This is a genomic window from Duncaniella dubosii (assembly GCF_004803915.1).
GTDB lineage: Bacteria > Bacteroidota > Bacteroidia > Bacteroidales > Muribaculaceae > Duncaniella > Duncaniella dubosii.
Genome location: NZ_CP039396.1, coordinates 2,805,599 through 2,830,691, shown reverse-complemented (window position 1 = coordinate 2,830,691; position 25,093 = coordinate 2,805,599). Strand labels below are relative to the sequence as shown.

16 protein-coding genes and 2 pseudogenes are annotated in these 25,093 nt (G+C 47.3%); 9 read left to right on the top strand and 9 right to left on the bottom strand.

Going from position 1 to position 25,093, the window contains the following annotated elements:
• Positions 1–8: 8 nt before the first annotated feature.
• The 3 genes from kduI to E7747_RS12620 all read right to left on the bottom strand — a co-directional run bounded on the left by kduI (position 9) and on the right by E7747_RS12620 (position 3,290).
• Complete coding sequence (kduI, locus tag E7747_RS12630) at positions 9–929, bottom strand: 5-dehydro-4-deoxy-D-glucuronate isomerase (protein WP_136416344.1); 921 nt, start codon at positions 927–929, stop codon at positions 9–11.
• Between the two features lie 8 nt (positions 930–937).
• Positions 938–2,359: a PTS galactitol transporter subunit IIC gene (locus tag E7747_RS12625; RefSeq protein WP_136416342.1), complete on the bottom strand. Its 1,422-nt coding sequence runs from the start codon at positions 2,357–2,359 to the stop codon at positions 938–940.
• Positions 2,360–2,495: 136 nt separating this feature from the next.
• On the bottom strand, positions 2,496–3,290 hold the full coding sequence (locus tag E7747_RS12620; RefSeq protein ID WP_136416339.1) for a gluconate 5-dehydrogenase: 795 nt from the start codon (positions 3,288–3,290) through the stop codon (positions 2,496–2,498).
• A 274-nt stretch (positions 3,291–3,564) separates the two neighbouring features.
• Between E7747_RS12620 and E7747_RS12615 the strand changes: the two are divergent.
• Positions 3,565–5,582: pseudogene (locus E7747_RS12615) on the top strand (fructose-1,6-bisphosphatase).
• Positions 5,583–5,854: 272 nt separating this feature from the next.
• Here E7747_RS12615 and E7747_RS12610 read toward each other — a convergent pair.
• Genes E7747_RS12610 through E7747_RS12600 form a run of 3 tightly spaced genes read right to left on the bottom strand, consistent with a single transcriptional unit; the run spans position 5,855 to position 9,663 of the window.
• Positions 5,855–7,657: a chloride channel protein gene (locus tag E7747_RS12610; protein WP_123614805.1), complete on the bottom strand. Its 1,803-nt coding sequence runs from the start codon at positions 7,655–7,657 to the stop codon at positions 5,855–5,857.
• A gap of 26 nt (positions 7,658–7,683) precedes the next feature.
• On the bottom strand, positions 7,684–9,078 hold the full coding sequence (locus tag E7747_RS12605; protein ID WP_136416337.1) for a sugar transferase: 1,395 nt from the start codon (positions 9,076–9,078) through the stop codon (positions 7,684–7,686).
• A gap of 15 nt (positions 9,079–9,093) precedes the next feature.
• Positions 9,094–9,663, bottom strand: a complete 570-nt coding sequence (locus tag E7747_RS12600; RefSeq protein ID WP_136416335.1) for an L-threonylcarbamoyladenylate synthase — start codon at positions 9,661–9,663, stop codon at positions 9,094–9,096.
• Between the two features lie 258 nt (positions 9,664–9,921).
• On the opposite strand from E7747_RS12600, the gene asnA reads away from it, so the two are divergent.
• From asnA to E7747_RS12580, 5 genes and pseudogenes are all read left to right on the top strand, one after another.
• The gene (gene asnA, locus E7747_RS12595) at positions 9,922–10,956 is read left to right on the top strand and encodes an aspartate--ammonia ligase (RefSeq protein WP_136416333.1); all 1,035 of its coding nucleotides are present in this window, start codon (positions 9,922–9,924) and stop codon (positions 10,954–10,956) included.
• Positions 10,957–11,363: 407 nt separating this feature from the next.
• Positions 11,364–13,264: pseudogene (dnaK, locus tag E7747_RS12590) on the top strand (molecular chaperone DnaK).
• Positions 13,265–13,546: 282 nt separating this feature from the next.
• A complete protein-coding gene (locus E7747_RS16655) occupies positions 13,547–13,747 on the top strand; it encodes a hypothetical protein (protein WP_228449160.1) in 201 nt (66 codons plus the stop codon).
• Positions 13,734–13,898 (top strand): zeta toxin family protein, encoded by a 165-nt coding sequence (locus E7747_RS17365; protein WP_290396254.1) that lies wholly within the window; start codon positions 13,734–13,736, stop codon positions 13,896–13,898. The genes E7747_RS16655 and E7747_RS17365 overlap by 14 nt, the downstream gene beginning before the upstream one ends.
• The gene (locus E7747_RS12580; protein ID WP_317130198.1) at positions 13,876–14,337 is read left to right on the top strand and encodes an AAA family ATPase; all 462 of its coding nucleotides are present in this window, start codon (positions 13,876–13,878) and stop codon (positions 14,335–14,337) included. Before E7747_RS17365 ends, E7747_RS12580 begins: the two co-directional genes overlap by 23 nt.
• Positions 14,338–14,735: 398 nt before the next feature.
• On the opposite strand, the gene E7747_RS12575 is transcribed toward E7747_RS12580, so the two are convergent.
• The 3 genes from E7747_RS12575 to E7747_RS12565 are packed head-to-tail and all read right to left on the bottom strand — an operon-like array spanning position 14,736 to position 18,695.
• Positions 14,736–15,614 (bottom strand): carbohydrate kinase family protein, encoded by an 879-nt coding sequence (locus E7747_RS12575; protein ID WP_136416329.1) that lies wholly within the window; start codon positions 15,612–15,614, stop codon positions 14,736–14,738.
• Positions 15,615–15,625: 11 nt separating this feature from the next.
• Positions 15,626–16,813 (bottom strand): MFS transporter, encoded by a 1,188-nt coding sequence (locus tag E7747_RS12570; RefSeq protein ID WP_228449159.1) that lies wholly within the window; start codon positions 16,811–16,813, stop codon positions 15,626–15,628.
• Positions 16,814–16,853: 40 nt separating this feature from the next.
• On the bottom strand, positions 16,854–18,695 hold the full coding sequence (locus E7747_RS12565) for a DUF4980 domain-containing protein (RefSeq protein ID WP_228449158.1): 1,842 nt from the start codon (positions 18,693–18,695) through the stop codon (positions 16,854–16,856).
• A 207-nt stretch (positions 18,696–18,902) separates the two neighbouring features.
• On the opposite strand from E7747_RS12565, the gene E7747_RS12560 reads away from it, so the two are divergent.
• The 3 genes from E7747_RS12560 to E7747_RS12550 all read left to right on the top strand — a co-directional run bounded on the left by E7747_RS12560 (position 18,903) and on the right by E7747_RS12550 (position 25,089).
• Entirely contained in the window at positions 18,903–21,635 is a 2,733-nt protein-coding gene (locus E7747_RS12560; protein WP_136416327.1) for a hybrid sensor histidine kinase/response regulator transcription factor, read from the top strand.
• A 266-nt stretch (positions 21,636–21,901) separates the two neighbouring features.
• Positions 21,902–22,192, top strand: a complete 291-nt coding sequence (locus E7747_RS12555; protein WP_136416325.1) for a carboxypeptidase-like regulatory domain-containing protein — start codon at positions 21,902–21,904, stop codon at positions 22,190–22,192.
• Between the two features lie 62 nt (positions 22,193–22,254).
• Positions 22,255–25,089, top strand: a complete 2,835-nt coding sequence (locus tag E7747_RS12550; protein WP_228449157.1) for a SusC/RagA family TonB-linked outer membrane protein — start codon at positions 22,255–22,257, stop codon at positions 25,087–25,089.
• Positions 25,090–25,093: the final 4 nt, after the last annotated feature.

Sequence of the window (25,093 nt, the reverse complement as noted above, 5' to 3'; positions counted from 1 at the left end):
AAAAAACATTATTCCATTTCAAGATAGGTTACCTTGTCCATGTCGCCATAATCAAGGTTCTCGCCTCCCATGCCCCAGATGAACATATAGTTTGATGTTCCGGCTGCTGCGTGGACTGACCATTCGGGCGACATCACCGCCTGCTCGTTGTGAAGCCAGATGAGACGGTTTTCCTGAGGCTCACCCATGATATGGCAGATAGCATTGCCTTCGGGTACATTGAAATAATAGTAAGCCTCTACACGGCGGTCATGGGTGTGAGCCGGCATTGTGTTCCATACGCTACCGGGCTTCAGTTCGGTAAGACCCATCTGAAGCTGGCAGGGGCCTTCCTCAAGCACATTTGACACAATGAGCTGGTTGATCACACGGTCATTTGACTCTTCGAGCGAACCGGCCTTGATGCAGTTTGCCTTGATCGAACCCTTGCGTCCGTCGATTGTGATGAGCTGTGTCTTGTATTCCTTGTGGGCAGGAGTTGAATTGATATAGAATTTCGCAGGATTTGAGTCATCTTTGCTGCGGAAAGTCACATTCTGCTTGCCACGGCCGACATAAAGAGCATCTTTGAAATGAAGCTCATATTCTTTGCCGTCGACAGTCACGATGCCGTCGCCACCGGTGTTGATGACACCAAGCTCGCGACGCTCAAGAAAATATTTTGACTTGAGCGGATCGATGGTTTCAAGAACGATTTCCTTGCCTACGGGACTTACACCTCCGTAGATAAGGCGGTCATACATGGAATATGTAAGATTTATTTTGTTCTGTTCCATGACCTTGGGCATCATGAAGCGCGAGCGGAGCTGCTTTGTGTCATAATGCTTCACGTCATCGGGGTGACAGGCACGAAGCACAGAATATTCAGTCTGTGCCATGCCTGAGAGTGAAATGCTCATAAGTGCGATAGCCGTTAATATTTTCTTCATAAGTCTATTTATTCTGTTTTCTGAATTTCATCTGAGTTCTTGGCAACCATCGCTTTCTGGTTGCGTACAATAAGAATACGGTTCCATATCATAAGTCCCATTGTCGCAATAACAAGAAGACCTGACCCGATCCATTTAAGATTTTCAGTGCACTGATAGATAATCCATGCGAGAGGGCTTGATGCGAAATCAAGGCTGCCACCCTGAAAACCAGCCGGGATTGAAACCGCAGCGTCGCCTGTAGCTGCGTAGACGTCCTTGGCAGCAAGCGTGAACGCTCCGGCAAGATTTGTCACCATATAAAGTCCCATCACTATTACCACAAGACCGATAATAAAAGTCTTGACCACGTTGCCCTTCGTGAAAGGCAACACGAGAGGGAATACATAGAACATACCGGCAAGCGAAGCGAGCGGCAGGAACTGGTTGCCCGGAAGAATGACGGCAAGGAGAAGCGTCACGGGAATGAGCAGAAGCGAAACCACGAGAGTGGTCGGATGGCCGATCACAAGCGCAGGGCTCATGCCGATATTCAGACCGTCAGCCCCCTTGAATTTACGGGCAATCAGACTGCGTGTAGCGTCGCTGATAGGCTTAAGACCTTCGATGAACAACACTGTTACACGGGGGATAAGCTCCATGACGGCACCCATTTTGATACCGAGACCGAGGATATAAGGAATTTTGTCGACAATCTCTGAACCTGAGTTGCAGGTAAGGCAACCGATGCCGAAACCTACCACAACACCGAGGAAAAGAGGCTCGCCAAGGAGTCCGAATTTCTTCTTCATTCCCTCAGCATCAATTTCAAGCTTCTCAATGCCGGGAATCATGTCGAGACCTTTGTTGATAGCCCATGCGAAAGGCACAAAACCGCCACAGAAAGGCTGTGGAATCGAAATTCCGTCCATATCCTTATAGAAGCCCTGAAATTTTTTGGCTGTCATATCGGCTATAATCAAGGTGATTATGTAGCAGATGATTGCTCCGAAAAATCCCCATGCGAGTGATTCGCTCGCAAAGTAAATCACAGCACCGATAAAAGCAAAGTGCCAGTAGTTCCAAAGGTCGATATTGACGGTACGTGTTGTCTTTGTGAGAAGCATCAGAAGGTTCACGCCAAGACAAACAGGGATGATAAATGCACCGACAGCGGTATTATATGCGACGGCAGCGGCAGCCGGCCATCCCATGTCGAACACCTTGAGCTGAAGGTCATAAATCTTAACAACCTCGTCGAGCGCAGGGCCAAGAGCAGAAGTAAGAAGGGCTGTCACTATCGAAAGTCCGATGAAACCGACACCTACCTTCAAACCGGATTTCAGCGAGTTGCCGAAGCTGAGGTCAATGCAAAGGCCGAGCACGGTAAAGATGATTGGCATCATCACTGCCGCGCCCAGTCCTATGATATAAGAAAAAACCTGTTCCAATTTTTATGGTTTAATAGAGTAGAATAGACCCTTTGTTTCAAAGTCAGGATTGACAGACACCGGACATTCAATGCGTATAGACATATGTATGATATAGCCGGCATTCCAAAACCCGAGCCAGAAACATCAGCTTTTGTTATTTAGGCTGCTTTCCGATGTATGCAAGGATACCGCCGTCCACGTAGAGGACATGGCCATTGACAAAATCCGACGCATCAGATGCGAGGAAGACAGCCGGCCCCATAAGATCCTCGGGGGTGCCCCAGCGTGCGGCAGGAGTCTTGGAAATTATGAACTGATCGAAAGGATGACGGCTACCGTCAGCCTGACGCTCGCGGAGGGGCGCGGTCTGCTCTGTTGCGATGTAACCCGGGCCGATACCGTTACACTGGATATTGTGTTCGCCGTATTCCGAGCAAATGTTGCGTGTGAGCATCTTCAAGCCGCCTTTTGCTGCAGCATAAGCGCTGACAGTCTCACGCCCCAGCTCACTCATCATAGAACAGATATTGATGATTTTTCCGTGACCTTTCTTAATCATCCCGGGGATTACAGCCTTGGCACAGATATAAGGAGCGATGAGATCGACATCGACTACGCGACGGAAATCTTCCACACTCATCTGTTCCATAGGGATGCGCTTGATGATACCTGCATTATTGACAAGGATATCAATTGTTCCGACAGTCGCTTCGATATCAGCCACCATAGCCTTTACAGCCTCTTCATCAGTGACATCACATAGATAACCTTTGGCCTCTATGCCAAGTTCCTTGTATGCCTTGAGACCGCGGTCGACCGTTTCCTGACGAGAGCAGTTAAACACGATTTTTGCACCGGCCTCAGCGTATGCCTGAGCGATGGCGAGTCCGATTCCATAAGCGGCACCGGTCACAAGAGCGACCTTGCCTTCAAGTGAAAAATTTACCATATAAGCGTAGTTTAATAAGTTTCAATGGTTTAAGGTAGAGAAGCTAAATGTTTCACAAATCGGTGGTAAAATTAATAATTTTAACATTCACGCCCAAATTTAGCCACTTAAAACTTGTGAAAATTAGCTCTATTTGCACATAGCCGACTGTCATTTGAATTTTATTTATACTTTTCGACGCAAATATAGGAATTCTTTGTAAATTTGCTTCCAAAGACAAAATCGAGGGACCAAACAACAATGTCCTTGTTAAATCAACGATAATCTAACCGCCATGTCTCCTATCGACACAAAGGTCACAACCCAACAAGCAGAAAACGACCGCCGAATCCTTGAGCTGCTTGCCCAGACTTACCCCGACATCAGTTCGGCAAGCACTGAAATCATCAATCTTGAAGCCATACTCAACCTGCCTAAAGGCACTGAGCATTTCGTCGCCGACCTCCACGGCGAGCATGAGGCATTCCGCCACATATTAAAAAACGCCTCCGGCAATATCAAACGTAAGGTAACCGATATCTACGGCACGTCGATGCGTGAAAACGAAATCCGCCAGCTCTGCTCGCTCATATATTATCCGGAAGAAAAAATGCAGATAGTCCGCTCGACAGAGGACAACATGGAGGATTTCTATAACATCACTCTGCATCAGCTAATAAAGGTCTGCCAAAGCGTATCGTCGAAATACACACGCTCAAAAGTCCGCAAAGCCCTCCCGAAAGAATTTGCATATATAATCGAGGAACTCCTCCACGAGGAACGCGGCGAATATGACAAGCAGGACTATTTCAACCGCATTATCGAGACAATCATTTCCACCGGACAGGCCGATGCCTTTATCGTCGCCATGTGCAAGGTCATCCAGAAACTCAGCATCGACCAGCTGCACATACTCGGCGATGTCTATGACCGAGGGCCGGGCGCACATCTTATAATGGACACTCTGTGTCACTACGGCAACTGGGACATCCAGTGGGGCAATCACGACATGCTCTGGATGGGTGCAGCCGCAGGCAACGAATGCTGCATAGCCAACGTCGTGCGTGTGTCGCTACGCTACGCAATCTCACCACCCTTGAGGACGGCTATGGCATCAACCTCTTACCTCTGGCGACAATGGCAATGGAAACATACGCCGACGACCCCTGCACGGAATTCGCACCCCGAGTCGACAAGGAGAACAACGAGCATCCTGAAAAGACACTCCGCCTGATGGCTCAGATGCACAAGGCCATTGCAATCATCCAGTTCAAACTTGAAGGCGCAATGACGCTCAAACATACCGAATGGGAAATGACCGGCCGAAATCTGCTCCACAAAATCGACTATGCCAAAGGAACTGTCGAAATCGACGGCAAGACATACGACATCTGCGACACCAACTTCCCCACCATAGATCCGGCCAATCCCTATGAACTCACCGAAGAGGAAAAAGAGCTAATGGCAAAACTACGCCATTCATTCTCGGTAAGCACCGGACTAAAGCACCATATCGCGCTTCTTTTCAGCCACGGCTGCATGTATGGAATCTACAACTCCAATCTGCTTTTCCATGCTTCAATGCCTCTCAATGCCGACGGCTCGCTCAAAGACGTGATAGTATATGGAGAGAAATATCGCGGGCGTGAACTCTTCCACAGAATCGGCATGTTGCTGCGTTCAGCCTTTAATGATGACACTCCTCCCGAAGAAAAGGCTTATGCACGCGATTACTACTGGTATCTGTGGTGTGGCCCGGACTCTCCATTGTTCGACAAGAGCAAGATGACAACTTTCGAACGGTATTTCATAAAAGACCCTGAAGCTCACAAGGAAGAGAAAGGTTACTACTACACCCTGCGCCAGAACGAGGAAATATGCGACATGATTCTTGACGAATTCGGAGTGGACGGCTCGCAGCGCCACATTATCAACGGCCATGTCCCCGTCAGAACCCAGAAAGGAGAAAGTCCGATACGCGCCAACGGCAAACTTATGGTAATCGACGGTGGTTTTGCAAAAGCCTATCACAAGACAACGGGCATAGCCGGATACACGCTGATTTACCACAGCAGCAACTTTGAGCTTGTCGAGCACGAACCATTTATATCTGAAGAAGAAGCCATCAGAAGCGGAACAGACATCGTGCGCTCGACCAAAATGGTCGAGCAGACTACGCAGCGCATCCGTGTGCGCGATACCGACAAGGGCAAAATACTTCAGAGTCAGATAGACGAGCTGACAGAACTGCTCTATGCCTTCCGCCACGGGATAATAAAAGAGCGAACCACAGGGAAGACCATTATCATCTGATTGAATGCCAATGCAGGGTGCCGATATACATCAAGCGACTATCACGCAGACACAAGGGGTTTATACCGTTTCGTGGCAGGCCGCGCGACAGCCATAAGCTACGTTTAACCGCCCGACAGTTCGGACAGTCAAATTCGATTTCGATACCGAATCACTGAATAACGATGATCTTTTTTCATAACTCAAGGCTTAATTTTGTTGCTGGAAACAAAATTAAGCCTTGAAATCTGTGGGAGCTGAGATAGTGTCCCTCCGGCAACTATTCTGTGCCTCTAATCCTCAGAATAGTGACGCAGGACGCGACGATAGGAATTAAAGATCTTCGATTTCGAAACGAAACCGACATATTTCCCGTTTTCAACCACAGGCAGATTCCACGCGCCCGTATCGTCAAAAGCATTCATCACGCTTTCCATGCTCTGGCTGACATCTATGACCGCCGGCGGCAGTGACATGAACTGATTGACATACATACGCTTATACAAGTCCGGCCGGAACATTATATTTCGTATCTCGTCGAGAAGCACCACCCCAAGCAGACTTCCTCCGGCATCAACCACAGGAAACAGATTGCGCGACGAACGGGATATGGCATTGACCATCTCCTTAAGATTCATTTCAGGCTGCACCGATACAAAGTCGGTCTCTATGACGTTGTTGATTTTCAACAGCGTCAACACTGCCTTATCTTTGTGATGGGTAATAAGTTTTCCCTCATGGGCGAGACGCATGGTATAAATACTGTAAGGCTCGAAGAATTTTATCGTGCCATATGAAATGGCCGAGACAATCAGCAACGGCAGGAAGAGATCGTATCCGCCGGTCAGTTCAGCCGTGAGGAAGATTCCCATCAATGGCGCGTGCATCACACCCGACATCACTCCGGCCATGCCCATAAGTGCGAAATTCTTGGTCGAAAGATCAAGGTCAAAAACTGTATTGATAAAATAGGCAAAGAAAAATCCGGCCATACACCCGACATAGAGCGATGGAGCGAATGTGCCGCCACAGCCACCGCCACCGTTGGTCGATGCCGTAGCAAATGATTTCAGCAACACCAATGCGGCTATGAATCCGAGAATCCACCACACCGACTCTCTGTCCTTATAGAAAATCGAACTGTTGACAATTGACTCAGGATTGCCGCTCAGAAGGTCGATAATCGAAGTATAGCCTTCCCCATAGAGAGGCGGGAAAAGGAATACAAGGAGAGCCACAATCGAGCCACCTACAATTACTTTTTTCCAAGGCTTGCCAAGACGACGGAACACACCCTCCATCATGTTCATCGAACGGGTGAAATAAAGCGACACAAAGCCAAGAAACAGACCAAGAAGAATCACAAACGGGATTCTGGCTGTCACAAACGGCTCGCTCTGCACAAAGAAAAACTCAACGTCATAGCCCGTGAACACATATGCCACAGTCGCAGCTGTAATCGATGCTATAAGCAATGGCATGACAGAAACAGTAGTCAGGTCGAGCATCAGCACCTCAAGAGTGAAGAGCATTCCGGCAATCGGGGCTTTGAATATGCCTGCAATACCTGCAGCAGCCCCGCATCCGACAAGAATCATCAGTATTCGCGGCGACATGCGGAACACACGTCCAAGATTAGACCCGATGGCCGCACCGGTGTAGACTATCGGGCCTTCCGCTCCGACCGATCCACCAAAACCGATGGTGATGGAACTGGCTATGACGGAAGTGTACATGTTATGCTTCTTCAGACGCGACTTGTTTTGGGAAATCGCGTAAAGCACACGCGTGACACCATGCGAGATATTGTCGCGGACGATGTATTTCACATACAGCATCGTCAGGAGAATACCTATCAACGGATATATGAGATAGAGAAAACTCCCTTCATCGATATTGATGCGCGCGGTCAGCGTTGTGCTGATGAGATGGATAAGGGTTTTCAGCACAAGCGCCGCAATTCCGGCGACGATTCCGACCAGAAGAGCAAGAATTATAACGAATGTCTTCTCTTTTATATGACGCTCGCGCCAAACGAGCAGCGCCATGAAAGCATCATGCAGATTATTTCCTATGTTACCAATCACTTTTGTCATAAGCATATCAATGAGTTAATCGCGCCCTACTTGCCCTCACCGCGAAAAATGGTCCGGACGGTATAGAAAATCACCTTGAGGTCAAGCGAGACCGATATGTTTTGAATGTAAAGCAAATCGTATTTCATACGCGCCAACATGTCATCGACTGTCGACGCATAGCCAAATTTCACCATGCCGAGCGATGTCAGCCCCGGTCTGACTTGATGGAGGAGCGCACAGTGTGGCGCACGAAGTCGAAGCTGACCGAGAAAATACTCCCGTTCAGGACGCGGTCCGACAAGCGACATGTCGCCACGCAGAACATTCCACAGGTTTGGAAGCTCGTCAAGACGATATTTGCGCATGAACCGTCCTACGTTTGTCACTCGCGGGTCATTGTCGCTCGAAAGCGCCGGGCCGCTGCTTTCGGCATTGACCGTCATTGTCCGTAATTTATATATTTTAAACGGCTTTCTGTGATAGCCAATCCGTTCCTGCGAATAGAATACCGGACCGGGAGATTTAAATTTTATAGCCAACGCGAGCACTCCAATCACCGGTGCTGCCAACAGCAGACCGACCAGCGCTCCGGCAACATCGCTCGCCCGCTTCATCGACACGATGGAATCTGAGAGAGACGAACGCGATATATCAACCAAAGGCTCTGATAGAAGATTGTCGTATGGCACTTTGGAGACAAGGAGCATATAATCGTCAGGACTCACATAGATGGCGCGGTCAAGCGGATAGAGACATCCGAGCACACGCAGACTGAGCCCCGGATCATCAGAAGGAAGCGCCACGACGAAAGCCGTAGCTCCGGTGTCGCGCAGTTCAGTGACGAGCCTGCGGACAGACAGTCCGGCTTGTAGATCGGAATTTTGCCCGTCAACGCTTATCACCGACCTTATGCACTTGTTGCTCCTTTCAATTATATCCGCGATATTGGCAGGACATGTGTCACTGCCTGATATGACCACTACATTTTCAAGCTTAGAGCCTCGCCAACGCGAAATCCATAATGATGTCAGCACCAGACGTGTGATATAGACGGGGACAAACAGGCAGACGAAAAACACAAGCAGAATCTCATAGTTCATCACCCGTCGCGGCAGCACATCGTTGAGCAGTACGACCATAAAAAAGATAAACGCGCCTATGGCCACACTCATTCCAGTCGAAAGAAATTCCTTGACACGCGACTTGTTTGTAACGTTGACATAAAATCCCGACAGATAATAAAGCCCAAGCATGAACAGCGGGAACAGCGACATGGTAAGCTTGAGTCCGTATGAACCGAAAAAAGCCGACATCTCGGCATAACAAGCCCTTATGTCGGAGACAAGCATAAAGCGCACGAACGTGAAGACCATCACTCCCACAAGCGTGGAGATATAGTCAGCGAAAATATAGACCAGACGCATTTTCCGCTCGTTCATACAAACAAAATATTTTTATGGGCGAAGCGTGATGACGCTTCCGTCAGCATTAATTTTAATTACCCGCGATGGCATTGAGCGGGAACAGTCATCGCGGCGAGCTTCAACCACATAGTCCACCGCATCAATTATTTCTTTTGATATTTCGCAATAGATCCCTGTGGCCGGCTGACCGCTTATATTTGCCGAAGTCGACACAAGAGGCTTGCCTAATGCCCGGCATATCGAAGCCGACACCAGTTCTCCGGTGACACGCATCCCGACACTGCCATCTTCTGCGAGGAGCTCAGGTGCAAGGCCGCATCCTCCGGGATAGACTACGGTCGTCGGTCTTTCCGATCGACCTATTATGGCCAAGACCGTTGACGGGGAGACTGCTGAATAACGTCCGATATCGGCCACATCAGCCACAAGCGTGATCAATGCCTTGGAATCAGCACGGCGCTTAATTTCAAACACTCGCCTTACAGCAGTCGGATCAGTCGCATCGCACCCGATGCCCCACACCGTATCTGTCGGATAGAGAATCACACCGCCCCTTCTTAAAGCGGCTACCGCATTGTTTATATCTTGCTCAAATGTCATTTTAGGGAGGCTAATTTTCTTACTGCAAATTTAAGCGATTTAAGCAACTCTTCAAAATTCATCAATATCTAAATTTTAATAAGGTTGAAATTTAACCGCAAAAGTGCGCCCAGTAAATGACAGCATGAGGGCTAACGAAACATTTTACTGACATTTTGCAATTAAAACACTAAATATATTTACATTCTGCTTGCAAAAACAATCTTTTATATTTACCTTTGCCAAAAACAATAAAATTATTCATCAAACGACTCTATCATGCCCCTTATTCTTCCCAAGAAATATCACCGCAAACTCCTCCCTGAAACAACCGAGGTTGCAATCAAGATGGTCAAAGACGCATTTCAGACAACTCTTGCCAGAGAGCTTAAGCTGCGTCGTGTCACCGCCCCGCTCTTCCTTTTGACAGGGACTGGTCTTAACGACAATCTCAACGGAGTTGAACAAGCCGTGTCATTCACCATTGATGCAATGGGCGGGAAAACAGCCGAGGTAGTCCACTCGCTTGCCAAATGGAAACGCTACAAACTCGGCGCATACGACATCGCTCCAGGCTACGGACTATATACCGACATGAATGCGATCCGGACGTTCGAAGACCTCGACAACATCCACTCGCTCTATGTCGACCAGTGGGACTGGGAAAAAAGTATCCGCAAGGAAGACCGCACACTATCCTATCTGAAGGAGACTGTACGCACCATCTACCGCACCCTGCTCGAAGTTGAGCAAATGGTGTTTGAACGCTTTCCACACATCACCCCAGTACTTCCTCAGGAAATCACATTTGTCCATGCCGAAGAACTCGCCAAACGCTATCCCGACAAAACACCTCGCGAGCGCGAAGCAATAACAGCAAAGGAACACGGCGCTATATTTATTATAGGTATAGGCGCGCCAATCGACGGAGGCGAGCCACACGACGGACGCTCTCCCGACTATGACGACTGGATCTCACTCAACGAAGAAGGCTATCACGGACTCAACGGCGACATCATCCTCTGGAATCCCGTGCTTGAAATTCCGTTTGAAATTTCGTCAATGGGTATCCGCGTAAGTCCTGAATCACTCGTCGAACAGCTCGAAATAAGAGGTTGTGCCGAACGCGCCGAACTCCCTTTCCACCGAATGCTACTTGAAGACAAACTGCCCTACTCCATCGGCGGAGGTATCGGCCAGAGCCGTCTCTGTATGTTCCTTCTCCACAAAGCCCATATCGGAGAAGTACAAGCTTCAATATGGCCGGAGGACCAGATCAGGAAGTGTGCGGAAGCAGGAATCGAATTGTTATGAGCACTGTAACCCTAAGTTGCATAATTTCTTTTATAATTATTTTATTGACCTAACGATTATACATTAAAACCTAAATAGCCTAATTCTATCCAAAGCCCACCTCATTCTCCCTCTCCTATCTTTATACTTTTCTTATTCTACAAGCCATAACCGCTACGAATTTTACCGAAGCCAGCTTGTTCCACTACTGCCAAACTGCCGTCTTGACATGTCGTGTCAGTAATTTTGTCAGATTGTCGCTTTTTACAAAAATTTGATAAAAAGAGAGTTAGATTTCAATCAACATTTTTGGCATAAAATTTGTTACATTATTGAATGTCGGAAAAAGGATTCCCCGACGGGAAACGTCCTACACCGGCAACATTAGACATTAAATAATTGAACAAACAAAAATAAATCTACTCATTATGGGAAAAATTATCGGTATTGACCTTGGAACAACCAATTCATGCGTTTCAGTCCTCGAAGGTAACGACCCAGTCGTTATTCCTAACAGCGAAGGCCGCAACACTACACCTTCAATCGTAGCATTCGTCGACGGTGGCGAACGTAAAGTAGGTGACCCTGCCAAGCGTCAGGCTATCACAAACCCCAAGCGCACAATCAACTCTATCAAGCGCTTTATGGGCGAGACTTACAATCAGGTAGAAAAAGAAATCGAACGCGTACCTTACAAGGTGGTTCGCAGCGACAATAATACTCCCGTGTCGACATTGACGGCCGCGAATATACTCCGCAGGAAATCTCAGCCATGATTCTTCAGAAAATGAAGAAGACAGCTGAAGACTATCTCGGCCAGTCAGTGACCGAAGCAGTCATCACCGTCCCCGCTTACTTTAACGACTCTCAGCGTCAGGCGACCAAGGAAGCCGGCGAAATCGCAGGTCTTACAGTAAAGCGTATCGTAAACGAACCTACAGCCGCAGCGCTTGCCTATGGCCTCGACAAGTCAGACAAGGATCAGAAGATTGCCGTGTTTGACCTCGGTGGCGGTACATTCGATATCTCAATCCTTGAACTCGGCGACGGTGTGTTTGAAGTAAAATCGACCAACGGTGACACTCACCTCGGCGGTGACGACTTCGACCACGTAATCATCGACTGGCTTGCCAACGAGTTTGAAAAGGAAGAAGGCATTGATCTCCGCAAGGATGCTATGGCACTTCAGCGTCTTAAAGAAGCTGCAGAAAAGGCTAAGATTGAACTTTCATCGACCACATCGACTGAAATCAACCTTCCTTACATCACTGCAACCGCCACAGGACCCAAGCACCTTGTAAAGACTCTCACCCGCGCACAGTTCGAACAGCTCGCCGATAAGCTCATTCAGGCAACCATCAAGCCTTGCGAACAGGCGTTGAAGGATGCCGGCATGACAGCCAAGGATATCGACGAAGTAATCCTCGTAGGTGGTTCTACCCGTATTCCGGCTATCCAGCAGGTTGTTGAGAAATTCTTCGGTAAAGCTCCTTCCAAGGGTGTTAACCCTGACGAAGTTGTGGCCGTTGGCGCAGCAATTCAGGGTGGAGTCCTCTCAGGCGATGTGAAAGACGTGCTTCTTCTCGACGTTGTTCCTCTGTCAATCGGTATCGAGACACTCGGTGGCGTGATGACCAAGATGATCGAGGCAAACACAACTATTCCGACCCGTAAGAGCGAGACATTCTCGACCGCTGCCGATAACCAGCCTTCTGTCGAAATCCATGTGCTTCAGGGCGAACGTCCTATGGCTAAGGATGACAAGACCCTTGGTAAATTCCACCTTGACGGAATCGCACCCGCACCCCGTGGTATTCCTCAGATTGAAGTTACTTTCGAAGTCGATGCCAACGGTATCCTCAACGTATCAGCCAAGGATAAAGCAACAGGCAAGGAACAGAGCATCCGAATCGAAGCTTCAAGCGGTCTTACAGACGCTGAAATCGAACGTATGAAGAAAGAAGCTGAGGCCAATGCTGCAGCTGATGCCAAGGAAAAGGAAAAGATCGACAAACTCAACCACGCCGATACTGTAATTTTCCAGACAGAAAAGCAGCTTCAGGAACTTGGCGATAAGATTCCTGCCGACAAGAAAGCTCAGATTGACAATGCCCTCAATAAGCTTAAAGAAGCTCACAAGGCTCAGGATATCGCAGCTATCGACTCTGCAATCACCGAAATCCAGAATACATTCGGTGCTATCCAGCAGGAAATTCTCAACGCACAGCAGGCAGCCGGCGCACAGCCCGGAGCTAATCCCGGTGCATCACAGCCCAACAACCCCGGCGAAGGCCACGTTGATGACGTAGAATTCGAAGAGGTGAAATAAGAGACACCAAATCAACGATAATAAAATGGAGTGTGGCTCAGCGAGTCACACTCCATTTTTATTTCTACTCTTCGCTCCAGATACTTGTTTTTATGGATTTTAGCTTATATTTGTACTGATACTCATTTTGACGTTGATATTCCTTTGTGGAGGAAACGCCAAAACGGCTATATTCATATAACCATGAGTAATAGAGCATTGTTAAAAAGAAAGGTCGTTTCAGACTTTTTTCGTATATTTGGCGTTGAATTAAGAAAAGATTATATTATGTCGGAAGAGCAGATGAACAGCTATCGACTCACGTCGATGGAGGAGCCGGGTGACGAGCGCATGGCTCAGATTATGCGTGAGGTTGCCGAAGATGCGCGCGAAAGCACCAGCCGCGCGGCCGAACGCGTGGCTGCCGGGATTGAGGCAGCTACTCAAGAAGCCCGTGCAAGAGTAGAAGAAACGCTTAATCGACTCCGCAATGGCTGCAAGTAAACATCGTCCTGTTCTTATTGTTATTGCCGGACCCAACGGGTCGGGTAAAACATCTGTGACCTCCAAAATTCTCCACCATGAATGGATAGAAGATTCGGAATACATCAATCCCGACAATGTTGCCCGCGATGTGTTCGGCGTATTGGAATAATCAGGAGTCTATTCTGAAAGCCGCAAACTATTGCAACGAATGGAGGGAAAAATGTCTTGCTGAACGCAAGAGCCATATCTTTGAGACTGTGATGTCAGCCACCGACAAAATCGATTATATTCTCAGAACGAAGCAAGCCGGATTCTTCATCCGTCTCTTCTTTGTCTCCACCGAATCCCCCTCTATAAATGCTAAGCGAGTCGCTAACCGCGTGCTAAATGGCGGTCATGATGTGCCTATTCCCAAAATCATATCCCGCTACGAAAAGTCCATCGCAAACTGTATAGCCTTGGCTCCATATGTCGATAGGCTATATGTCTATGACAATTCAATTGAGGATGCGGAAGCGAGGCTTCTCTTCCGACTGAGCGAAGGAGAGCTTGTGAAACGCTATGTTGAGGAGCTTCCCGACTGGGCTTCAACTATCCTTCCGAGATAGAAAACGGCAAAGTAACCGATGTCATTCCTACGAATTTGAATATCCATATTTGTACCATGCAATACCAATATATTGGTAATCAACAGTTCGGTAATTTTTGAGCAGGCATAGCTGTATCGCACTGATACACAATAGTTTGCATTGATATTGAATTGTTGTTGTATCTTATTGATATTCAATTGAATATGCAAATTTTACCGAACTATTGTAATCATATATGGTTAGATTTGAGGAAGAGAAGTAATCCATCAATTTAGAACAATCTAAATACATATAAATGGAGTGTAGCTTAAATGTTACACTCTATATTTTTATGACATACCCGTCATACAAAATAATCAGCCTCCGAGACGGAATTATCTCAGAGGCTGATTGCATTCAATACATCTGTATCTAGATCATGCAGTAAATTCAGCGGGGAGGATTGGCATAGCACCTTGTCGTGTACACACGAATGCGGAGGTCTGGACGGCAAGAGCGTGTGCATCAGCGACGGATTTGCCTTTAAGGATGCTTGAGATAAAGGCCGCAGTGAAGGAGTCGCCTGCTCCGACCGTATCAGCGACTTCCACTTTAGGGGTCGGCTGAAACGATACATTTCCCGGAGTGAAAACATAGCTTCCGTTTATGCCACAGGTAAGAATCAGCATCTTGAGATTATATTTTCCAAGCAGAATCCAGCATTTATCCTGAAGGTCGATTCCGGGATATCCGAACATTCGGCTGACTGTCACAAGTTCCTCATCATTTATCTTGAGAATATTGCATCGCTCCATCGAACTGCACAGAATTTCTTTGTTGTAGAAACCCTGACGAAGATTGACATCAAACACGACAAGACTGTCATCCGTCTTCGGCATTACGTCAAGGAAACGGTTTATCGTGTTGCGCGATACTACATTGCGCTGAGCAAGAGAACCGAAGCATACAGCCTTTGTCTTTTTTGCAAGTTCTTCGAGGCGGTTGGTATAAGGAATATTATCCCATGCCACGTTTTCTTTTATCTCATACTGGGGTATTCCGGCCTGATCGATTTCAACCTGTACAGTACCTGTCGGATAAGGGACTGTCTCTATCAACTGATTCAGACCTTTTGAAGTGAAATTTTCAAGGATTTCTTTTCCAAGAGCGTCATCGCCGACCGCACTTACCACACAGCTGGGAAGCCCGAACTGCGACACGTGATATGCAAAATTGGCAGGAGCGCCACCGATCTTCTTTCCCTCGGGGAGAACATCCCACAGAGCCTCTCCCATTCCGACTACATAGTCTTTCATGATTCTTTCTATTATTTAATGGTTTTAATCTTAATTGTATAGTAAAGCAGGTAGATTACACCGACAGCCATGACAGCTACAGCACCGATCTGGCCGACAGCATCTGCAGCATATCCCATAGCAAGAGGGAACACAGTGCCACCGAAAAGGCCCATAATCATAAGTCCGGAAACCTCATTCTTCTCTTTGGGAGAACTTATAAGAGCTTGAGAAAATACTATCGGGAAAATATTGGAATTACCAAATCCGATAAGAGCAAGAGCCACATAAATCGGGGTAATAGTATCACAGACGGCAAGCATCACCATTGCCACAAGCATCATTACAACACTTAGGCCGAAGAAAAGTTTCGATGAGACCGAACGAAGGATGAATGCGCCGGCAAACGAACCGACAGTACGGAATATGAAATAGATACCTGTTGCAAAACCGGCTTCTTCCAGAGGAAGCCCCATGCGCTCCATGATAATCTTCGGAGCAGTTGTATTGGTGCCGACATCAATTCCGACATGGCATATTATGCCAAGGAAACACAGCAACACAAATGGACGGCCAAGAAGTCTCAGACACTCCCCTACACCGGAAGCCTTGTCGGGACGCTCCTCCTCGATAGGAGTAGCTCCGAGAGCCGAAATGGAGAGGAAACAAATCACTGCGTAAATCACAAACAGCGCGCGCCATCCAAGGCCGAAAGTCGGAAGGAAAGTCGTAGCGCCCCATGCGGCAAGTATCGGGGCAAGAAACGACGCGATAGCCTTTACGAACTGTCCGAAAGTCAAAGTCGAAGCAAGTTTATCGCCACTGATCAGGTTGGTGACGAGGGGATTCAGAGAAGTCTGCATGATGGCATTACCGATGCCGAGCAGAGAGAACGAGATAAGCATTGTCATATAACCGTCATCCGCAATGGGGACTATCAGAGATGCCGCAGTAACAACGAGGCTCAACAGCACGGTCTTCTTACGTCCGATCCTATTCATCAGCATGCCGGTCGGCACAGAGAATATCAGGAACCAGAAAAATACAAGCGAGGGAAACAGGTTGGCTTGCGAATCAGTAAGTCCGAGGTCTTTCTGCACGTAGTTTGAGGCAGTTCCGACAAGATCCACAAATCCCATCGCGAAAAAGCATAACATCACAGGGGCAATCTGCAACAGAGTGCTTTTTTTATCGGTAGCTAAAGGTTGAGTAACTTCCATATTTCAGATTTTATTTTTCAATGAATTTACAAAAACTGGCTTACTTAATTGAATAAATCCGCAAATCGGATAGTTTAGCTGTACCGTTTTCCGACTTTACAGATAAGGCGGAATATGGTTCATTAGGGAAAACAAGGTTCGTCATCACGAAACGTCCGTTGTTGCCAAAGACTTCAATACTTGAACGGTCAATGAAAATACGGAGGCTTATCTTTTTGCCGTCACCAAAAGTGGGCGACACCGTAACAGAAGGAAAATCCTGACTGAAATCAACGATTCCGCTTTCACGACGGTCAAACGACAATGTCCGAGCATTGACATCATAAATCATATCCACTTTTTCACCCTTGCTGTTCGAGAGTTCGAGATTGACTTTAGCTGCGTTGCCCGGATTGACATCCGCCAATATTTCGCAGACGCCATCATTCTCTGAAGGCAAACGGAACGATACAGGCTTCTTCCCTATCTTTTTTGACTTTACATCAAGTGTAAGTCTGTCGCGAAGCGCCTCAAGTTCGGGCGAAGGTGTTGAAGAGGCATAAATCTCGCCATCAGCTCCACGAAAAAGTCCGATTTCGCGCGGGAGGGTATTCGCACTTCTGAACTGCATGGTAGGTACTTCGGGGGCATACTGCCAGTTGCTCATCCAGCCTATCACTGTCCGACGGCCATCGGGAGCATCGCTAAAGCTTACAGTAGCATAGTGATCCTTGCCGAAATCGAGCCATTTTGTAGGTACATTGCCCGACGCATCCGTATCAGATACAAATGTTTTGCCGTCAAAATCACCGATAAAGTACTGTGTGGCACTTCCGCCGAAGGGACCGCCGGGATTAAGGTTGCAGAGCAACACCCATTTCTTCTCATCTGTACCCTCTACCGGAAGTTCAAACAGGTCGGGACATTCCCATACACCGTCCTGCGCACCAAGTCCACGTCCAAAGCGACTCTGCAAAGTCCATTCTTTCATGTCGGGAGATGTAAAAATCAGCATTTCATGGTCAAGCGCATGTGCGAGCACTAAAGTCCATTCTTTCGTGTCGGGATTCCAGAACATATTCGGGTCACGAGCCTCGCTATTGAGCGTAAGGACAGGATTGCCCGGATATTTATTGAATGTCATGCCATCGTCATCGCTCCATGCAAGACTTTGAATCTGACTGGCGGCAGCCGAGGTATACATGGCTACTATGGCATCTTTACCGAATCCGGCACTGTTTTCCTTGTCAATAGCGGAACTACCGCTGAAAATCAGGCCGAGGCCGTCAGGCTCGATAACTGCATCGTCCATCCGGGTCCAATGAATCAGGTCAGGGCTTGTCGAATGTCCCCACGAAAGATTCTGCCATTTTGAACCATAGGGATTCCACTGGTAGCACAGATGCCACACGCCATCTTTGTAAAACATTCCGTTAGGATCGTTCATCCAGCCGTATATAGGAGTGTGATGATATGCCGGACGAAATTTCTCACGATTTGAGACATCAAAAGTATCGGAGACTACAAAATTGCTCCAGCATGCGTCTTCCTTCGCTTCACGGACAGACGAACGGTTCTGAGAAGTCACTACATTTAAAAGGAGTTCCTTTCCTTTGTACTTTTCAATATTCAGAGGAACAGTATAATCCACCTTTGATTTTGCAAGACGGACACTCAGTGTTTTATCGAGCCGGCCATCTACGAGTACATTGACAGCAGCTTCTTCGTTGGATTCCTGAACAGGAAGTATAAGATACTTTCCATCGGATGTAACCCGTACCAAAGTATTGTTTGTGCCGAGATGCTCGACTTCCACTCCGTTTCCTGCAATTGCATTCTGGTTCCCGGTCATGGCGGTTGCCACAGTAACCAGAGTCATCATGATATTGGAAATTTTTTTCATATTTATAATAAGGTTTTGTCGTTGTTTGTTTTGACAATGCAAATCTACTAACTATCCCAGACAGCAAGTATTAAAAATCGTGCATAAGGTGCAACAAATGTTGCATCGCACAAAATTTATAAGTGAAGGCTCTGTTTTTCATATTATTATCATTATCTTTGCACACATCGAAAGAAACCTACCCCATGCCTAATAATCTGAAACCACATGAAAAGGATTTATTTATTATTTCTGACAATCATATCCTTCTCTGCACTCTTGTCCTCATGCCATGAGAAAAAGACTTATCGGATCGGTGTGTCGCAATGCAGTCAGGATGACTGGCGTGCAAAAATGAACGACGAAATCAACCGAGAGATAATGTTCCATCCCGAAGCGACAGTAGAAATACGCTCCGCAGACGACAGCAACGAAAAGCAGATATCCGACATACGCTATTTCAAAGACAATGGCTTCGACATAATCATCGCCGCACCCAATGAAGCAGATGCCATAACCCCTATAATAAAAGAGGTGTATGAGTCCGGGACGCCGGTTATTATTTTTGACCGCAACATCAACGGCGACAGTTATACCGCATACTTGGGTGTTGATAATTTCGGCATCGGTAAATCAGCCGCACATTATGGCCGTCATCTTATAGGCAAAGGCGGGAAAGTGATAGAAATCTACGGACTTGCAGGCTCAACACCGGCCAAAGAGCGTCACGACGGATTCATCGAAGGGGCTACAGAGGAAGGCATCAGTGTAATCGCATCAGCATACGGCAATTGGAATTACGATGATGCGGCAAGCGTATGCGATTCAATGTTTACTGTCTGTAAAGATATCGATCTTATCTATGCCCATAACGACCGCATGGCTATCGCGGCATCCGAAATGGCAAAAAAACATGGACTCGACATTAAGGTCATCGGTATCGACGCAGCCCCGGAAATAGGCATAAAAGCTGTGGCCGACAGTGTGATTGATGCAACATTTCTCTATCCGACTGAAGGCTATCGGGTCATAAGGACTGCATTGGCAATACTCAAAGGAGAACCATACGAAAGAGTCTCGACTTTCCCGATATCATCGCCTGTGGATATAAGCAATGCTGACATACTTCTGCTGCAGAATGAATCACTCAAAGAAGATTCTGCAAAAATAAAGACGCTTAAAAGTCAGGTTGATGATTTCTGGAACAAGCATTCAGCACAGACCTCTCTGTTCTATGCGGCGATTGCCATCGTGGTTCTGCTGTTGGGAGTATTATTCCTGTTCCTGAGAATATTCTGGCAACGTCAGCGCCACCAGAAAGAACTTATGGAGCAGAATCGACTACTTGAGGAACAACGTGATACGCAAAAAGCGCTCAACGAACAACTCAATGCAGCCACACAATCAAAACTGATATTTTTCACTAATGTATCCCACGACCTGCGAACTCCTCTCACTCTAATTGCAGAACCGGTTGAGCAACTTGTCAAAGCCGATAACCTTACTCCACAGCAACATACATTGGTAAAGATAGCCCACAAGAACGTCAGAATTCTTCACAGGCTCATCAATCAGATACTCGATTTCAGAAAATATGAAAACGGCAAACTGGATATAAACCTTGAGGAAGTAAGTCTCAAGCCGCTTTTGGCAGACTGGGCCGATTCGTTTCTTGCAATTGCCCGTAAAAGAGATATCAAACTGAATATTGACATCCATCTCCCCGACAACTTTTCGATAGCCATCGATGTCGAAAAAATCGAGCGTGTGTTCTTTAATCTGATGTCCAACGCGTTCAAATATACTCCTGATAACGGAAAGATTAAATTTTCCGCCAATTGCGACGGCAGTGAAAAGCTCGTTTTGTCAGTAGCCGACACCGGCCGGGGAATAGCTGCCGAAGACATCGACAATATCTTCGACCGATTCTATCAGGTAGACAAAATCCATCCAAACGGCTCAGGCATTGGTCTGTCTCTCGCAAAAGCTTTTGTCGAACTGCATGAAGGCAGCATTGAAGTAGAAAGCCGTCTGAACGAAGGGTCGCGGTTCACGGTAAAACTCCCCGTAAGACATGTGGCTGAGACAAGAAACTTTACGACGAAAAAAGCGATTTCTGGAACCGATGTGGAAACGGAACTTGGAGAAATAGATACGAATCGGCAGCAAACTGACACTGACAAACCGCTTCTGCTCGTAATCGACGACAATGAAGATATCCGCAATATGCTCGGACAACTCCTTTCCGATGAATATACCGTCATTTTTGCATCAAACGGAAGAGAAGGCCTGCGACTGGCAGCGAAATATGTGCCGGATCTGATTGTCTGCGACGTGATGATGCCTGTCATGGACGGACTTGAATGTTGCAGGAAAATCAAGGATGAGATATCCACTTCACATATCCCCGTACTGCTTCTGACAGCATGCTCTATGGACGAGCAAAGAGCCCAAGGCTATGAGAGCGGAGCTGACGGTTATGTGGCAAAACCGTTCAACACCACTGTGCTGAAATCACGCTGCCGGAATCTGATCGAGAACCGCAGACGTATCAAAAATGTATGGGGAAATCCATCTCCTATGTCTGTAAAGACGGCCGAGACACCTAAACCTAAGGTAAATCCCGATACCGAAAACGAATTCTATGCACGTTTCCTTGAAATCGTGTCGGCTGAAATGGGTAATCCAGACCTTAATATCGACCGGCTTGCGTCAGACATGGGGCTTGGACGCTCACAATTATACCGCAAGATAAAGGCTCTCACCAATTATACTCCGGTAGAACTTCTGCGTAACATCCGTCTCAAACGCTCACGCGAAATGCTGACCACCACTCAGAAATCAATCAGTGAAATCGCCTACGAAGTCGGATTTTCGACTCCAGCCTATTTCACACGCTGCTACAAAGAGGCTTTTGGCGAAACCCCATCGGAACTTCGCGACCGCATAGCTGCGAAATAGGATTGTTTAAGCCAAGTCTGTCAACATAGCAGACTTGACATATCATGCAGGGACATGCAGTTCGCACTGTTCCTGCATGATGACATAGTAATAATGTATCATAGAGCTCACTACATACGTGTGCGACACAATAGTAATAATGTTGCGTTATATATTAAAAATTCAGCCATGACCGATTTTTAATATCCGATGCAACATGAGTGAAAGACGCAAACGCTACTCTATCAATAACTTTGCGTCAGAAATTTTTACCAATCATAATAGACATGAAAAAATCAATCCTGTTTGCGTTCTTTCTGCTATTAGCTGCGATAGGCGCACAAGCACAAAACATCACGGTGCATGGAACAGTTCTTTCAAAGACTGACGACGAACCATTGATCGGAGCATCCGTATTCTCTGAAACCCTTAAATCCGGAGCGGCCACAGACATTGACGGCCAGTTTACAATTTCAGTTCCCAAAGGCAGCAAACTAACCATTTCATACGTCGGCTATGTCACCGCAACAGTCGAAGCTCAGGCGGAAATGACAATTCATCTTACAATAGTTCGGTAAAATTTGCATATTCAATTGAATATCAATAAGATACAACAACAATTCAATATCGATGCAAACTATTGTGTATCAGTGCGATACAGCTATGCCTGCTCAAAAATTACCGAACTGTTGATCTTACAGAAGACAGCGAAATTCTTGACGAAGTAGTCGTTGTCGGTTATTCTTCCGAAAAAAAATCCGATCTTACCGGTTCGGTATCCGTAGTCAAGATGAAAGATGTGTCCGACACTCCTACCGGCAATGTTATTCAGGCTCTTCAGGGACGTGTAGCCGGTATGAATATCACGACTGACGGCACACCGGGTGGTCTAAGCACAGGCACTTCAATCCGTGGCACATCCTCATTCCGGAGCGAAGCCAACGGGCCTCTCTATGTAATCGACGGCGTCATGACCCGTGAGAATCCCGGTACGATCCTCAACAGCAACGACGTGGAGTCAATCCAGGTGCTCAAGGATGCCGCATCTGCATCAATCTACGGTGCTCAGGCTGCCAACGGTGTTATAATCATCACGACCAAACGCGCAAAAAAAGGCGAATGCCGTGTGAAATTTGACGCAACACTGACACTCCAGACCTATCAAAGTGGACTCGATATGCTAAACGCCGACCAATGGGGCGAGGTCTACTGGTCAGCCTACAAATATTCCTACGGCACCACCCCGACATCCGAGCTATATGGAAACGGTGCGACACCGAAACTCCAGCCATACGCCAATCTCAATGGAGTCATGGTCACACCTCAGAACACAGACTGGGAAAAGGAAATTCACCGCACAGCCCTGATGCAGACATATAGCGTAGGCCTTTCAAAAGGCGACGAGTACGGCACCTCATCCATGTCGCTCAGCTGGCTTGACCACGACGGTATCATTAAGGGTTCTGACTTCCAGAAGGCCAACGCGCGTTTCAGCTCTGACTATGGTTTCATCAATAACCGTCTACGTGCAGGAGGTAATGTCACCGTCAACTGGTGGCGTCAGCACAACGCCCCCGGTGGAATCGAGGAAAATGCCATCAAAATGCACCCGGCCCGTACAGTCTATGACTCGGAAGGCAACTTCAACGATCAGGTCGCATTCGGGTTGAATGACACTCCGAACCTTATGCGCCAGATTGAAGAAGAAGCGACCAACAAGCGCGAATACTGGAGAGTGTTCGGCAATGCCTATCTCTCAATCGAACCTATCAAGAATCTTATCGTCAAGACCAACTTCGGTCTGAACTACCATAACGGGAATGACAAAATATTCACTCCTGCCAATCTCCGCGACAAGACCAACAATCTTTATCAATATTCAAGCAAGACCACGGATTGGGTATGGACAAATACTGCTCAATACAATGTGGATTTCGGCAAGAACTCTCTTATGGCTCTGATTGGCGTAGAGGCAAAGCGCAACCATTTTGAAGACATGTTCGGCGAAGGCAAGGGCCTTGAAATCGAAGACCCCAATTATCTTTATCTCGGCAACGTGACTGCGAATAAGAATACTGGGTCAGGCGCATCGAACTACTCGATGTTCTCCGTATTCGGAAAAATCAATTACACATGGGACAATAAATATCTCTTATCATTCACTCTGCGCCGCGATGCCTCTTCACGCCTTTCCAACAGCCACAACTATGACTGGTTCCCATCTGTCTCTGCCGGCTGGCGCATATCTCAGGAAAAATTCATGGAGAGCACCCGCAAGTGGCTCAGCGACCTGAAAATCCGTGGCGCTTACGGAGTCAATGGTAACGACATTATAGCAAACGACGCTTTCTATGCAAAATATGCAATGGATCTCGACCGTGCGGCGTATGCCATCGGAGGCGGCAACACCCTCACTCCCGGAGCGCTCCGTTCACGCAGCACCAATCCTGATCTCACATGGGAAAAGACCTACCAGACAAATGTCGGTTTGGACGCATCGCTTCTCAACAGCAAGCTGAACTTCTCGTTTGATTATTTCTACAAAAAGACCAACGACATGCTTGTAGAAAAACCATATATCGCAACTATCGGTGAAGGTGGCTACTGCTGGTATAACGGCGGTTCGATGATCAACAAAGGCGTTGAAATCACTGCTGAATGGCGCCAGTCGCTCAACAAAGATTTCAGCTATAACGTCGGCATCAACGTAACTGCAATGAAAAACGAAGTAACCGACCTCATGAAAGACATCTACTACACATGGGGTGGAGGCAACGGCATTGACAAGAGTATTGTCGGACAGGCACTCGGCTCATGGATGGGCTACAAGACCGACGGTGTTTTCCGTACACAGGAAGAAGTTGATGCCTACAAAGCGAAATATAAAGTCAGCTTCGGCAATCCGGCGGTAGGTCGCGTGCGCTACGTCGACACAAACGGAGACGGAGAAATCAATGACCGTGACCGCACATGGCTCGGAACAGACCTTCCGAAAGCCCAGTTCGGTCTGACTCTCGGGGCAAACTGGAAAGGATTCGATCTCAGCCTCTTCTTTAACAGTATCATCCGTGACGCATGGAACAATTCCAAATTCTATACCGACTTCTTCCCTCTCTGGACCGGCAACCACGGCACACAACTCCTTGATGCAGCTAATGCCTATGAAAGATACCTTCAGACCGGCTACTACGCATCAAACATTCCGGCTCCAGCTGTCGACAACAGCAATAATGAAAACGAAGGCTCGGAATATTTCATCGAAGACGGTTCGTTTGTACGTCTGAAAACACTTTCTCTCGGTTACACACTCCCCAAAAGCGTACAAAGCAAACTCAGTCTGAAAAATGCCCGTATCTATTTTCAGGCCCAAAATCTCTTCACAATAACAAACTACACCGGAGCTGATCCCGAAGGTCTCGGCTACCCTTATGCCCTCCCCCGCCAATATACTTTCGGCGTACAGTTCGGTTTCTAAAATT